The 13,822-nt window shown below is 67.2% G+C and carries 10 protein-coding genes; 1 reads left to right on the top strand and 9 read right to left on the bottom strand.

All coding sequences use genetic code 11. From position 1 onward, the window contains the following. Positions 1 to 8: 8 nt before the first annotated feature. Both GEMMAAP_RS20780 and GEMMAAP_RS14295 read right to left on the bottom strand, forming a co-directional pair. On the bottom strand, positions 9 to 1,727 hold the full coding sequence (locus GEMMAAP_RS20780) for a DNA polymerase Y subunit UmuC family protein (protein ID WP_158514871.1): 1,719 nt from the start codon (positions 1,725 to 1,727) through the stop codon (positions 9 to 11). Then, the gene (locus GEMMAAP_RS14295; RefSeq protein WP_026848648.1) at positions 1,681 to 2,937 is read right to left on the bottom strand and encodes a P-loop NTPase family protein; all 1,257 of its coding nucleotides are present in this window, start codon (positions 2,935 to 2,937) and stop codon (positions 1,681 to 1,683) included. Before GEMMAAP_RS14295 ends, GEMMAAP_RS20780 begins: the two co-directional genes overlap by 47 nt. Before the next feature lie 297 nt (positions 2,938 to 3,234). Between GEMMAAP_RS14295 and GEMMAAP_RS14290 the strand changes: the two genes are divergently transcribed. Further along, positions 3,235 to 3,528: a 4a-hydroxytetrahydrobiopterin dehydratase gene (locus GEMMAAP_RS14290; protein WP_026848649.1), complete on the top strand. Its 294-nt coding sequence runs from the start codon at positions 3,235 to 3,237 to the stop codon at positions 3,526 to 3,528. Positions 3,529 to 4,082: 554 nt separating this feature from the next. On the opposite strand, the gene GEMMAAP_RS14285 is transcribed toward GEMMAAP_RS14290, so the two are convergent. From GEMMAAP_RS14285 to GEMMAAP_RS20610, 7 genes are all read right to left on the bottom strand, one after another. Then, entirely contained in the window at positions 4,083 to 4,922 is an 840-nt protein-coding gene (locus tag GEMMAAP_RS14285) for a DUF4097 family beta strand repeat-containing protein (protein WP_053333722.1), read from the bottom strand. Beyond that, positions 4,919 to 5,839, bottom strand: coding sequence for a DUF4097 family beta strand repeat-containing protein (locus GEMMAAP_RS14280; RefSeq protein ID WP_145979154.1), 921 nt, complete (start codon positions 5,837 to 5,839; stop codon positions 4,919 to 4,921). Before GEMMAAP_RS14280 ends, GEMMAAP_RS14285 begins: the two co-directional genes overlap by 4 nt. Positions 5,840 to 5,847: 8 nt before the next feature. Next, positions 5,848 to 6,675 (bottom strand): hypothetical protein, encoded by an 828-nt coding sequence (locus GEMMAAP_RS14275; protein WP_026848651.1) that lies wholly within the window; start codon positions 6,673 to 6,675, stop codon positions 5,848 to 5,850. Positions 6,676 to 6,685: 10 nt separating this feature from the next. Continuing rightward, on the bottom strand, positions 6,686 to 7,249 hold the full coding sequence (locus tag GEMMAAP_RS14270; protein ID WP_202969142.1) for an RNA polymerase sigma factor: 564 nt from the start codon (positions 7,247 to 7,249) through the stop codon (positions 6,686 to 6,688). Positions 7,250 to 7,375: 126 nt separating this feature from the next. Further along, the gene (locus GEMMAAP_RS14265; protein ID WP_053333723.1) at positions 7,376 to 8,020 is read right to left on the bottom strand and encodes an HAD family hydrolase; all 645 of its coding nucleotides are present in this window, start codon (positions 8,018 to 8,020) and stop codon (positions 7,376 to 7,378) included. A gap of 30 nt (positions 8,021 to 8,050) precedes the next feature. After that, positions 8,051 to 10,507, bottom strand: coding sequence for an SNF2-related protein (locus GEMMAAP_RS14260; RefSeq protein WP_026848653.1), 2,457 nt, complete (start codon positions 10,505 to 10,507; stop codon positions 8,051 to 8,053). Beyond that, complete coding sequence (locus tag GEMMAAP_RS20610; RefSeq protein WP_026848654.1) at positions 10,500 to 13,793, bottom strand: Eco57I restriction-modification methylase domain-containing protein; 3,294 nt, start codon at positions 13,791 to 13,793, stop codon at positions 10,500 to 10,502. Before GEMMAAP_RS20610 ends, GEMMAAP_RS14260 begins: the two co-directional genes overlap by 8 nt. Between the last annotated feature and the right edge of the window lie 29 nt (positions 13,794 to 13,822).

Raw genomic sequence — 13,822 nt, 5'->3', positions numbered from 1 at the left:
GGGGAAACTCAATCATACCACCCCTGCACATACCAGCCGTGGTCGCTGGTGAAGAGCAGATACTCGCCCTCGGGGTGGGCGGTGCAGCGCCAGTAGTCGCGCGCGTACGCATCGCCGCGCCACCAGTCGCCGCTGAGTCGCTCGGGGCCATGCACCGCGGTAAAGGACAGGCGTTGCCCGCGCCACCAGAGTGCGGCCGGTGCACCGTGGGGTGCTTCCACCTCCACGCATTCTGGGGTGGGGAGCAAGCGCAGCACGGCGGTAGAGGTGGCCTGCGCTGATGCGGTGGTTCCCGCCGCCGCCGGCAACGGCGCCGCCGCGAGCGTAATGGCATCGGCGCTGCTCCACACCCCGGTCTGTTCGGGGCGATGCGTATCGCGCGCTTCGGGGTGCACCACCACATCCCCGCGATTGTCCGGGTCGAGGGCCGTGCGCAAGCGCGCCAGCACCGCTTCGGCGTTCATGGCGGCATCACGCCACGAGGGCACGAGCAGATCACCCTGATCGGCCGCGAGTGGCGCGGTGGCAGGAATGCTGACGGTTACGCCAATGATGGGGGCCGGAATATTCCAGCGCTCCAACAGCGAGCGACACTGATCGAAAAGTGGCTCGAGACGCGCCAGCGGACGCGCCGGTCGCACTTCCCGGGTAATCGTGCGCTGCGGAATGCCCAACAGCGACGCCCCAAGGTCCTTCCCCCTGACCCCTTCCCCCTGCTCCCTGCTTCCTGGCAGCACGCTCCCCCTGCCTCCTGCCTCCTGCCCCCTGCCTCCTGCTCCCTGCGCTGTATCATCACTCGTCTCCGGCACATGCACATGCCCCCGCAGTTCGCTGCCAATGTCATCAATGGGATACTGCCGACCGGCATCGAGCACGAGCGTAATGGCCACGGCCGCGGCCGCGCGTCCATCGCGCACACACTCGTGCAACAACCGCTGCAGCTGTGCGCGCAACACGAACAGCACCGGCTCGGCGCTTTCCACCGCACTGGGCAACTCCACACTCGCACTGCGCGCCGCTTCCACGCGCACGAGCCCCGGACGCCGTGGGTCATCGCCGCGCGCGAGTCGCCACGCCATGAGACCGGTGTGCCCCCAGCGCTGCTCCACATCGCCGGCTTCAAGTGCGGCCAGCGCGCCCACGGTGCGCAGCCCCAGCATCTGCAGCCCTTCGCGCAGCTCGTGCTCCATGGGCACGAGCCCCAGCGGGGCCGGCGCGAGATAATGCGCGCAGCCGCCGCGCGGGATGATGGTTATATGAGGAGGCCTCCCTCCTGTTGCCTGCTTCCTCTCCGCCGCTATCGGCGCCCACGTCGCCGCCCGCGCCGCCACACAGCTGTCGGCAATGGCCACGCGCGCGCCGGGGTGCCACTGCTGCGCCAGCACGAGCAGCGTGCGCGCCAGCTGCTCTTCGCCGCCGAGGGCGTCGAAGCCCTGCGCTCCCACCCACCACATGCCGGGGGTACCGGCGGCGGGGGTGACCTGGGGGCTGGCCCCGAGCAGCGCCGTGCTGGCGGCCAGCATGGCATCGGCCAGCGCGTGATCATCCCACAAGCGCACATCGAGGTCGGCACAGCGCGCCCGCGCTTCGGGAATGGTCATGCCGGCCCGTACACCGGCGCGCCCGGCGGCCAGCGAGACGGCGCGCAGGCGGGTGTCCACCGCCAGCGCGCGCGGCATGTCATCCCAATGGCGCGGGGCTGCTTCGCGTGGCTTCGCGCCGTCCACGGCGCCCGAAGCTGGACTCCGCAGCGCGTCGCCGCCCTTTGTACGTCGTCCAGTCGCGGGTGCGGCGGTCGAGTTCCTGTTCGTGCCGGTCGCCGCCACCGGGGAGCCGGTCGCTGGGGAGCCGGTCACCGGGGAGGTCGAGTCCAGCAGCAAGTCGAGCTGGATGCCCCGGAACGTCAATTCCGTACAGGTCGTGCGCGCCAACGCCGAGTCCCCCCCAGGTAACGGGGTGCTCCTGCTGCTGGCGGTCGGGCTCGGTGTTGGCGTCGGTACTGTTGCCGCGGGCGGTCCAGACACGACGCGCGCTTCGCGCCACCCCGCGCCGATCGGGAATCTCGGAATCCGTACACACGCGACGCGCCACGACGACGACACGATCCACCTCGATGGTCTTGCAGTTGGGAAGCGAGGCCCCTTTCTCCACCGTGACCTGCAGGCGGGCGGGGGCGGGGGCGGGGGCTGGGGATGCCGCGAGGAATGCCGACGGGGGCGCCGCCGGGGACGCCGACGGCCGTGGTCCGATGGGTTCCGGCGGTGACTCGGCCACCAGCGTGCGTGATCGTCGTCGTGTGGCCAATGGGGTCCAGCGCGAGGGCTCCTGCAGCGACGGCGGCGTCGCGAGCGCGACCTGCACCCGCACCGTGCCGGCCAGCCGACTGGGGCGACGGGTGGCTCCCGGCGCGATATGCTCCAGCACCACGCAGGCGGCGTCCCGCTCCCGTGCCAGCTGGGCGAGCCGCACGCCGTGCACCCGCGACAGCGACGGGGCCCCGTCGATGACCACCAGCCCGAACACCCCGCTGCGCAGCAGGAGGTCGGCGGTCCAGGCGGCGCGTTTCCCCTCGGGCAGACGGATGACCACGAAGCGCTTCCCCAGATCGGCCCACGGCGCCGGGGTGAGCGTGCGGGTGGCGTCAATCCAGGCCACCCACACCCCCGTGTGCAGCACGCTCGCCACCACACGTCGCAGCAGCGCGGTTTTGCCCACCGCCAGCGCCCCGGTGAGTTCGGTAATGCGCCCACGGGGAATACCGCCCCCCAGCGCCGCGTCGAGCGCCGGCAGCCCTGTACTGAACGGCTCCCCGGCGGTACGGCCACCCACGACCACCGCCTGCAGTTGTGCCTGCAGCCCCTCAAGGCTGAGCGTGGGGGGAGGGGTGGGGATGGAGGAAAAATCGGGAGCTGTCGCCAGGGAAGACAGAACGGGCATGGGGAAGAAACCGAATAAATGCCGAAATATCAGGGCCGAAAAATCCGCCGGGGGGATCGACGGTCGGGTGCGCCAAAAGAGAGGGAGCGGTCTGACAATACCGAAGGGTGTCTGTAATTCTTCCTTGGTATCTGCTGTTCTTTCCTGTCGCCGGATCGCCGAAACGCCGGGGCGAGGGGAAGCTGTCATTGTGCCATGGTCGGGCGGGTGGTCACGACCTGCATTGGACCCTACCGAATAAAAACCGAAGTTGCAAGACCCATTGTGACCGACTGGCGTTCCCCGTACTGTCAATTCATGAACCCTACTCCCGCGCTTTCCGACATCGAGATCCAGCGCAGCCTGGGCCCCCTCCCGGGGTGGTCGCGTAAAGGTGATACCATCACCAAGAGCTATCACTTTGCCACCTTCCCCGACGGCATTGCGTTCATCGCGCGCGTGGCCACCGTGGCGGAAGAACAGCAGCATCACCCCGACGTGGACATCCGCTACACGAAGGTCACCTTCGCGCTCAGCACCCACGATAGCGGTGGCATTACGGTGAAAGATTTCACGCTCGCCACGGCCATCGAAACACTCGCGGCCGAGTAACGGTTGCACGGAAGAACTCCTTCCGTTACGAAGGCCACGCGGGCCGGCGCTCAAACATCGGGTCTTCCGGAACGTTCGGGAAAGGCCCGTATCACCGGTGCAAACCTATACACCAGTACGAGTGGCTAGTCCCGTTGGAATTGCATTACGAGGACTGCTCCGATTGGGCGGACACGGCCTCCAAACGAGGACTGGCTCCGGCACGGGCGGGCGGCGTACTGCTGCGGCAAGGCGTTCATTTTTTGATTTTTGGATCTCGAGGAGGTGGAGAGTCCCGGTCGTTTCCACCGTTGCAGTCCTCGCTGGACGCTCTGTCCGATTGCACGGGCCAGTCCTCGTTATGCAGTTCAGCGTTGCCGGCCTACGCACCGGTGGCAGTGGCACGCCTCGTTAGAAAGGCCGCACGAGGTCATTCTCCGCCTCCTCAACAGCCGCAGGGTATTTCCCGGAACTCCTGGATGACCCCCAAAGTCATACGGCCGAGTAACGCCCTTCAGGCATTACTCGGCCGCTGTTGTACACCACCGTACACGGTCGGCGCGTGTGCGCTGCCGTCAGCTCCCTTTTCGCAGCGTGACCGAACCGTTCACCGTGCTGGCGCGCACGCGGGTGCGGCCATCACCCACGGTGCCGCGCAACCGACGCGGGGAGAGCGTGCCCGACACGGTAATGGGGAAGTCGGTGGAGACACGCCCGTTCACCGTGCTCAGTTCGAGCTCCGCCCCAAAGTTGGCGGGAAACTCGAGGGTGATCGCGCCGTTCACGGTCTCGTACTCCAGGTCGTCGGCGCGGCCCAGAGACCCCATGGAGACGTTGATGCTGCCGTTCACGGTCTTGGCGTACACCGGGCCACCAGCGCTGCGTGCCGTGATGCTGCCGTTCACCGTGGTCGCGTGCACTTCGGTGCTCACGTCACGCACTTCAATGCCGCCGTTCACGGTGGAAAGATCAACCCGCGTGCCTTCCGGCACCCGCACCACGAAACGCACGGACACGTCGTTGCGGTCGTTCCAGCGCATACGCCGCTCGGAGCGAATCCCCCGCTCGTCACAGGTGGCCCCTTCGTTGTACAGCGCGCAAATGACCACGTTGTCACCCGACTTCTTTTCTTCAATGCGCACATCATCGGGATTGCCACGGCGCCACCGCTTTTCACCGGTGACTTCCACGCGGCCGCTGGTGCTGCGCTCCACTTCCACGCCGCCGTTGATGTTCTTGATGAACAGCGTGCCGCGCGACGGGACACTGCCCGACCAGGTGAACGCGTTTTCGCGACGCGTATCCTGAGCCGCAAGCGCGGTGGCGCACAGCAGCGAGGCCGCCGTGATGGTAGCAATGGCGGTCAACGGACGGACACGTGAACGCATACGGAACTCCGAAAGCAGAATGGTCATGGACGTACTCCTCGAACAAGGCGGACGTCGCCGGTGAACGTGGTAATGTCGAGCAACACCCCCGGCGCCTGGCCGGTCCCGAAGGCATAGCGCCGCGTATTGCGCCCACGCCGTGCCGATGACGACTCGCCCGGCAGCAGGGTGAGCGGGCCACCGGCCGTGAGTTCGCCGTTGTACGTGGACAGCGACAGTTCTCCACGCGCCCCATCGGGCACGCGCAACGTGACGTCGCCACTGTGGGTGCTGACTTGTACACGGGCATCGGTTGTGAACAGCCCGTCAAACTGGATGTCTCCACTCATGCTCTCGACCGCAAAACGGCCGATACGCTCGCCGCTTACACTCACGTCGCCACTGGTGGTGTGCAGATCCAGCTCGCCGCGCGCTTCCCGCACCCGCAGGTCTCCGCTCACGGTAGTGACACGCAATAGCGCACCGCTGCCGGTGGTGCGCACATCGCCGGAGATGGTTTCCACGATGGCTCGCCCGGACACATCGGTCAGCTGGATGTCACCACTGGTGGTGCGAATTTCCGCACTGCCGCCGATGTCCCGCACGTCTACGTCGGCGGAAAGCGTGGACACCACCAGCCGCACCCCACGAGGAACATCGAGTTCAATGGTGCTCTCGTCGCGGTCGGCGCGTGCATTGCGGCGCGTATCGTCACGCGAGACCAGCGTGAGCGACACACCGGTGCTGCGCAGTTCGTAATTGCTGCTGCCGCCGCGCACACTGCCGGTGGAGCCATCAACCCCACGTACCACGAGCTTGCCAGTGCGCACGGTAACATCCACCACGGCGCTGCCGGTGACGCGCACCGTCGTATCGCGCGACTGCGCCTGCAGGGCCGGCGCAGGTGCCATGAGCATGGCACCTGCAGCGATGGTCATCACGGCCGACACTCGGGAAAAGGACATGTGCGAGTTCACAGCAGCGCCACCCGACGGAGCAGATCGAGCTTGGCTTGCAACGCGCGGTCCAGCTGCGTGGAGCCCAGCGCACTGCGTGGATCGCCGGCCAACGCCGCTTTGCTGTCGGCAATGGCGCGGTCAATGATATCGAGATTGCGGCGCAACTCCGTGACTGTGCCGGGATCGAGCTCGGCGAAGCGCTCGTCCACGATTTGCCGCAACGCCGAGATTTCACGCTCGTAGGTGGAGTGCGCATCAGGCACTTCACCCTCGTCGTTGAACCGCGACGCCAAACGGGTGGGCGTACTGCTGCCCCGCGACGTGGTGGCCGACGGCATGCCCACGGCCAGTTCGACGGTCGCGCTGGGCAACACATCAGTTTCCACGGTGGTGCTGTCGGTGTCTTGTGGCGACTGTGTGGCCACTGTGGAGCCACCCGCACCGACAGCGCTCCGCGACTGCGCAAATTTCCACGTCACGGCCGAGCTGACCGACACGAGCAGCGTGGCAGCCACGGCAAACCAGCGGACGGAGACGGTGCGGGCTTTACGGACCGGCGTTGCCGCCGCGACCGACGAAATGGGAATAACCGGCGCTTCCAGTCGGGCTTCAATGCCCTGCCACAGATCACGGGGCGGGGTGAGATCCGACAACGCCCCCGCGTCGGCTACGAGCTGTTCCAGGTCGCGCACCATGCGGTCGCAGGTGGCGCAGCTGGACCGATGCCGTGTCATGAAGGCCTGGTCGGCGGTGCCCAAATCCTGTTCCAGCCACGCGCCCAGCTGTGCCTCGAAACGGGCACAGTCGGCAGCGGATGTGGTGAGGCGGAGTTCCGTGGTCATGGCAGATGTCCTATCGGGTCAGCGCGGCGCGCAACAGCAGGCGCGCGCGGTGCAACTGAGCTTTGCTACCCCCCGGCGTAATGCCGAGTTGCTCGCCAATCTCTTCGTGCGTGAAGCCTTGTACGTCGTGCAGCACAAACACCGTACGAGCGCCCTTCGGCAGCTGCGCAATGGCGCCTTCGAGGTCGAGCCGGTCACCCACGGGTTCGTGTCGCGTGGGGGCCAGCTCCAGGGCGTCGTCGTCGGCGGCGCGCCCGTGCTGGATGCCGCTGGTTTTGCGGCGGGTAAGCACCACGTTCACCGCCACCCGGTGCAGCCAGGTACCAAAGGCCGAGTCCCCGCGGAAGCCCGGGAGCTTCTCCCAGACCCGCACGAACACATCCTGCGTGACTTCGTCGGCCAGCGTGCGATCGCCCAGCATGCGGAGACAGAGGCTGTACACCTTGGGCACGTGTGTCCGGTACACCCGTTCGAACGCCCGGCGGTCGCCGCCGGCGGCGGCGGCCACGTCGGCGGCATCCGGCAAGAACGCCGAAGGCTGGGACGGCCGGGTATCGAGGGTGGGTTCAGTCACGCGCAGGGCAAGCAGTGTGGGCTCCGGTAACTTGGCACCCGATTGGACGGCGTGGGGGGCTCAAGGGTTTGAACCGGGTTGCCAACTGGTCCACCGGGTTCGGAGCGCTGGGGGGCGGGGGAAGGGCTAGAGCCCTGCGACAATGCCCGGCAGTTCCCCAAATCCGGTCATCCAGAAGTCCGGGGTGGCCACGGCCAGCTCCGTCCGGCTGAACGGCCCCCAGAGGGCGGCGGCGGTTTTTACACCGGCGGCGCGGCCGGCGTGCATGTCGTGGGGCGAATCGCCCACAAACAGCGCCTGTTCCGGATGGGCTCCCAGCCGCTCCAGGGCCAGAAAGACGGGGTCGGGGAGCGGCTTGTGGCGCGTGGTTTCCTCGAAGGTGACCACCGCGTCGAACGATTGCCCCAGCCCCACGTGGTCGAGGGAGCGCTTGGTCATACCCTTGCCCTTGCTGGTCACGAGCGCCGTGGGAAACCCCTCGGCGCGCGCCCACTGCATGGTGTCCAGCACGTGAGGGAAGGGGCTGGTGAGCCGCTCCAGATGCAGATCCTGATAGTCGCGGTAGCGCCCGACCATGGCCTCCACGTCGTCTGGCCCAGCGCACCACTCCGCCAATTGGGTGCGCAGCGGGGTGCCAATACCCGCGACCCACTCGGCGGTGGTCGGTTTACGCGCACGGTCGGCGAAGGCGTACTGCATGCACTCCAACAACAGACCAATGGAGTCGATGAGCGTACCGTCGAGATCAAAAAGCAGGGCAGGACGTGTCATGCCCAAGTGTAATGGGTGACGCGCCGCGCATCACGGCGGCGATTCGCCCGTGACTCCTATATACAGCAGACAGGCCAGCACATCCCCGCCGGAGTGTGACGAGGCCGCGACGGTCTCCCGGCTGCGCGTACTCACAGTCGGGACCCCACGCACCAATACGTCGAACTCACGCCACGCCAGCAATTGCCGGGTAGGGTCCGAGGGGCCGGTCTGCATCCACGTGGTCAGTGCCCGTTCTGCCGCTGTGCCATAGGCGTGCTCAATGCACGCCCGGGCGGCGGCGATGGCATGGGCGTATTGTTGCCGGTGCACCGTTGAGAGGGCCGACACGATGCGCAGCAGCCACGCCATCGCGCGCCGTTGTGCAGGGGCCAGCGGTGGGCCATCGGGGTTCGGCGCATGGGCGCTTAGCCCCGATACGCGTCGCGCGTTCTGCCGGACATGCCATTGATGTACCACTCGACAAATCCGGTGACCCCAGGCATGTGCGTCCACGCCCGAGGGCGCCGATAGCGGAGTGGCCTGTCGCTGCATCTCGGCCACCCGCAACAGCGCGGCGGGGCGCGATGATACGCGCCACCGTCCGTGGTGCTGCATAAGTGCCAGCAGTGTATGCCCATCAGCCACCGTGGTCAGTACCAGTGCGGTGCATGCGGTGCCCTCGCGCGTCTGCACCGCCAACCATGGCGCGTCTTCTTGCGGCGCGACAGGCGCGTCTTGCATCCATGAGTCGAGACAGTTGAGCCACTGACTGGTGACGTCTGCAGCACTGACGGCAACGCGACTGCTCCCCGACCATCCGGATTGTATGCCGCCCACATAGCGCGCCGTGAGTGCCGCTTTGCGCGCCACACGCGTCTCTGCCCGTAAAGCGCGACGGGCCGCGGCCGCGGCTTGTACGCGATACTCATGCACCACGCGAAAGCGCGAACCAAGGCGGGCCACGCGGCCGGTGCGCTGTGTGCGCAGCGCGTATGTCCACGGCAAATCGAGATGGACGATGACGCCGGCGTCCTGGAGATTCACGCCTTCGGCAATGAGATCGGTAGTGAGCAGCAGCGTGACCGCCTGGTGCGTCGGCGGTGGAGGACGGCCGTGCGCGCGCGGCGCGAAGTGCTCCAGCAACTCCGTCCGGGATACCGCGCCGCTGGCAATACGGGCGGAGCTTCCCGTCAGCAGCCCCACGCCGGCGATATCGCTGAGGGCGCGGTATAGCGCCTGCACGGTACGGCTGTACTGCGAGAACGCGACCACCGACACCCCCGCATGCCGTTCGCGGACCGTGCGCAACATGGCGGCACGCACCGCATCGGCCTGCGCCGTTGCTGCATGATGATCGCGGAGCAGGCGGAGCGCTTCGAGGTGACGGTCGAGCAATACGAGCGGCGGCTTACCGTTGGCCGTCATGTCGGGGGCCGTCTGCTGCACCAGCAATTCGGGAAACCCCAGCTGCATCTCCGTGCCACCGTCGTCGCCCAGCACCCACGCGCGTAGCTCCGCATTGGTGGGATGTCGCCCGGCGTGCAGAGCATCGCGCATGGCACTGCCGCGCTGTATGCGGCGGGTCACGACCTGCGCGAGGGCCGCATCACTAGAGCACCAGGCGCGCAACAGCCCCAGTCGGATGAGCGCACCGGCCACGGCACCATCGTGGGCCGGGAGCGGCGCCGGGAGCGCGAGCAGCAGATCGAGTGTGCGTCGGTCCTGCGGAACGACCAGCGCACGGTGGGTGTGCACGTCCGGGCGAATGGCTCCCGACACGGTGGTCTGCTCCCGACGACCCGCCGGCGCGCGGGGCGTGCGTGGGTGTGTCAGCGCCTGGTCGCGACGGACGATCAGTGACGACAGCACATCCGGGCGAAGCGTGTCGGCCTGCTGGCCGCGGAATAGCGCAAAGAGCGCATGCAGGTCCCGTGGGCTGTTGTGCAGGGGGGTGGCGCTGATAAGCAATACATGGCAGCCAGCCACGGCTGCAGCCAAGTGGCGGTACCGCAGAGTGGACGGGTTGCGCAGCGCGTGGGCTTCGTCCACGATGATCAGGGGATGGGGGCCTGCGCCCGTAGTGGGTGACGCTACGAGTTTGACCGGTGGTGGTGTGCGACGGGAGAATCTGTGCAGCGAATGGACGGTGATGTGTGCTTGCTGGCTGCGCAGCAGGGCACCTTGCCACATGGGCACAAGCGCGGCCGGGGCGAGCACGTGGACCTGCTGGTAGCGCTGCGCCACGGCGAGCGCGGTGAACGTTTTTCCCAAGCCCACATCGTCGGCCAGCAGTGCCCCGCGGTGCCAGGCCAGCATACGAAGGAGCCGAGCCGCGGCCTGTTGCTGATGCGTGAGCAGCGTGATGGTGCCAAGCCGCGGTGAGGGAAGGGGCGGGAGAATGGCGAGTGCCATGCGTCGTCTGATGGCGCGCACACGATCTGGTACTGCCGACTCGCCAGGCCGGTCAGGCAGATGGGTTTCCGTGAGGAGTGAACGATCAATCATGGTGATACCATTCCAGTAGCGGGGCCATGAGCAGTGGTGTGAGCTGGTATGCTTCCAGCACCGCGGCATCGAGCGCCGCGGGTGAGAGGTGGGGACCACGGTCGGACAGTGCGGCTCCCAGCGGGTGCAGCAGTCGTACGGCGCGCGCCCAATTGGCGGGGAGGGGCAGCGCAGCAACGGTCCATCCCATGAAACGGCGAAAGCCGCCGCGTGCCGGTTCCGCGAGTGCATCCAGCCACGCATTGGTAATGGTGGACGACAACAGCGCGTGCAGGGCGAGCGCATCGGCCTGCGTTGGTGCACGCACGACGTAACAGCTGTTCAGCGGAACCGTAGGGTCTCCGGCGGTGAGTACTGTGGAACGCAACGTGCGGCCAATATCGGCCCACACCACGCGCGATGTGTCGCTGCGCGCGGCCTCGGTGCGGAAGAGCGTCCACCACGGCTGGCTATGTCGCGCGTCACCACGGGTCTGGAGTCGGGGACGCCATTGAGCCAGCCAGCGAGTGGTGGCCGGGGGCAACGTTCGCAGCGGGCGCCCGTCAGCTCCGTGCGTCCATACAATGCGGGCATCTGGTGCGGTCGTGCTGAGCAACCGCTTGGAACCACCGCCGATGGATTCGCCCCGCAGCGCCGGCCGCAACAGGGTGCGTTCAATGACCGCCTGTCGTGGGGGGCCCATGAGAGCGGACACCGTGGCACCATCGTCGTGGTGTTCTTCCGCGTGTACCAGGAAGGCGGCATTGCAGCCGCACTTCACACCCAACAATGGGCGGCCAAACGCAGTGGTCGCCAACGGAGTGCCGGCGTGGCGCAGTGCCTCAAAGGCCTGAAACGCGGCGGACGGGAGGAGGAGAAAGGGGGCGCCCGGATCACTCTGCAGCGACAGGCTTGCCAACGGTCGTTCGAAGGAGACGGTCTGCTTTCGCGTGACGGCGCAGCGCACCGGCGTGGTGCTCTCAGTGTTGGAGGGCACGCGTGTCCCTGCATACGGTCGCTGCGCCACCACCAGCGATGGATAGGTGGCCGCATCAAACTGCGCGGGTGCATCGCTCCAGTCTTGCAACACGCGCAGATGCGTTTCGTCGAGGAGCAGGCGACGCACGCCGCCCCCGGACAGTGTGCGCCATAGTTTGGCCGGCACCAGCAGCGCCATCACGCCGCCGGGTGCCAGCAGCTGCACGCTGCGCTCTATGAACGCCGTGGCCAGGTCGGCCTGCGCGGCAAAGCCCGTGCCGGCGCCAGCCCGCGAAGCACCGTGCTGCCACGCGGCATGCCGCATGACCCGGAACTCCTTTCGCAGCCATTCGCGCTCCGGGGCGGGCATCGCGTGTGGGCGTACCCACGGTGGGTTCCCCACCACCAGCGTGAACCCGCCGGCGGCGGCAACGTCGGCAAACATGGCCGCAAAGCGAAAGGGAAGGGCAGCGCCCAGTTGCACCCGGTGCGACTCCGCACCCAGGGCACGGGTGTGGCTCCTCAACGTGTCGAGTCGCCGGCGCTCCGCGCGTTGCACGCGCCGGCGGTGCCCGAACAGATCACGCCCCCGCAGGGCAGTCAGCAGAGACCGTCGTTCCTCCTGCATGGCGGCACGCCGGCGTGCCAGTTCGGCGACGGCACGACCACGCTCTTCGCGGTCGAGTGTGCACGCCATGCGCTGTTTGCGCGCGCCCGAAGCGCGAGCGTATCGCTCGCGCAGCACGGTGAGTGCTCGGCCCCCCGGAGGGGCAAAGGCAAAGCTGCCGCCCGCGAGCGAGTCGCCAACCCGGATATGGTGGTCGAGGTTGGGGAGCGGCGGAATGCGCGAGGCCTCTGTTTCGGGGCACTCAATGACCACTGACAGCCAGAGACGCAATTCACACAACCATACCGCCATGGGCTGTCGATCCACCCCGAAAACACAGCGCGCCAGAATCTCTCGCCGACGGGTATGCGCATCGCGGCTATCGTGCAACGCTGCCAGCAACGAATCGAGCGCCTCCAGCACATGCACCAGAAACGCGCCGGAGCCACAGGCTGGATCGAGCACGCGCAGCGTTTCCACCTGTCTTCGCAGCGCGGCCCGTTCCGACTCCGGCCACGTGGCAGGTACCGTCGTGGTTCGCTGCGCTCCATTCTCATCGGCGAGCAGGCCAAGCAGGGCAGGTGACTCGGCAAACGTGGAGCGTAGCGCAGCGCGCACGGTGTGGGCCACCAGCCCGGGCGGCGTATAGTACGAGCCGGAGCGACGACGTTCCTCGCCGGCCATGAGCCCTTCGAACGCGCGTCCCAGCATCTCGGGGTCAACGGCCGCCTCCGACCATTGGTCCGACTCTTCGTGCGCCGTGAATCGGTATTTGTCCAACAGCGACGCCACGAGTGTGGTAATGCTGTCGTCTCCGAAGTGCCAATGGCGGAGACGCTTTTCCAGGGCCGTAGGGGCAAACAGGCCGCCGTTGAGGAACGGGACGGCACCAAACTGCATGGCCGCCGACGCACGCTGGGCACGGGGCGTATTCAGCGTGCCGAAGAAGAGCGGTCGCAGCAGGCGCTCATGCAGATGGCCACCCTGTTCCAGTACCCGCACACAGTGGTGCAACAGGAAATCACGCCGACCATTTAGCCAGCCTTTGGCTTCGAGAAAGGCCAGGAACAGACAGCGCGAAGCACAGAGCAGCGCCAGCTCGCGACGCTCAGCCGTCGAGGGTGCGCGGTTGCTGCCACGTACCGGTGCGAGCGATGCTGCCAGGGCCGAGACCACCTGCTCCAGGGCCCGGTAGAACCGATGCCCCAATGCATCCCGCCGCAGAATGTCGGTGAATCGGGCGTGTCGCAGCAGATCATCGTCTTCGGTGACCGCGGCGAGCGCTCGCAGCGTTTCCGCATCGGAATCAAGAACGCGGTGCACATCCACCCGCAGCGCGGCCATTTGCACGCCGCTCGCTGCGGGGGTCACGGTAGCGAGGCAGAGTGATTGACTGTCGATGTCGAGCGTGAGCACACACCACTGCCGGTCGGGAGCGTGGCGGCAGAGCGCGGCCGCAAGGCGTCGGGTGCGTTCACGCAGTTCCGACACCTCCTGTGGTTCTCGTGGCTCACTGAGCAGTGCACAAAACAGCCGCAGTGCGCCGCGGCTTTCGAGCAGTTCCGCGGCACTGACCAGTGGTGCCACCCCAAGCCGCCGGCAGAGCGCGGTATCGGCCACGTGAGGGGGGCTGGTGAAGCCGATGAGTTGGGCGATGGCCCGCAGCGCTGGCAGCGAGTCCGCGCGGGCAAGGGTCTGGGCGGCAGTTCGGAGAGTAAGCACGACGCCACGATGTCACGTCTGCCGGCAAC

It is taken from the genome of Gemmatimonas phototrophica (genome assembly GCF_000695095.2).
Lineage (GTDB): Bacteria > Gemmatimonadota > Gemmatimonadetes > Gemmatimonadales > Gemmatimonadaceae > Gemmatimonas > Gemmatimonas phototrophica.
Note: the sequence above shows the minus strand (reverse complement) of the source record. Positions and strands in the feature narration are given on the sequence as shown.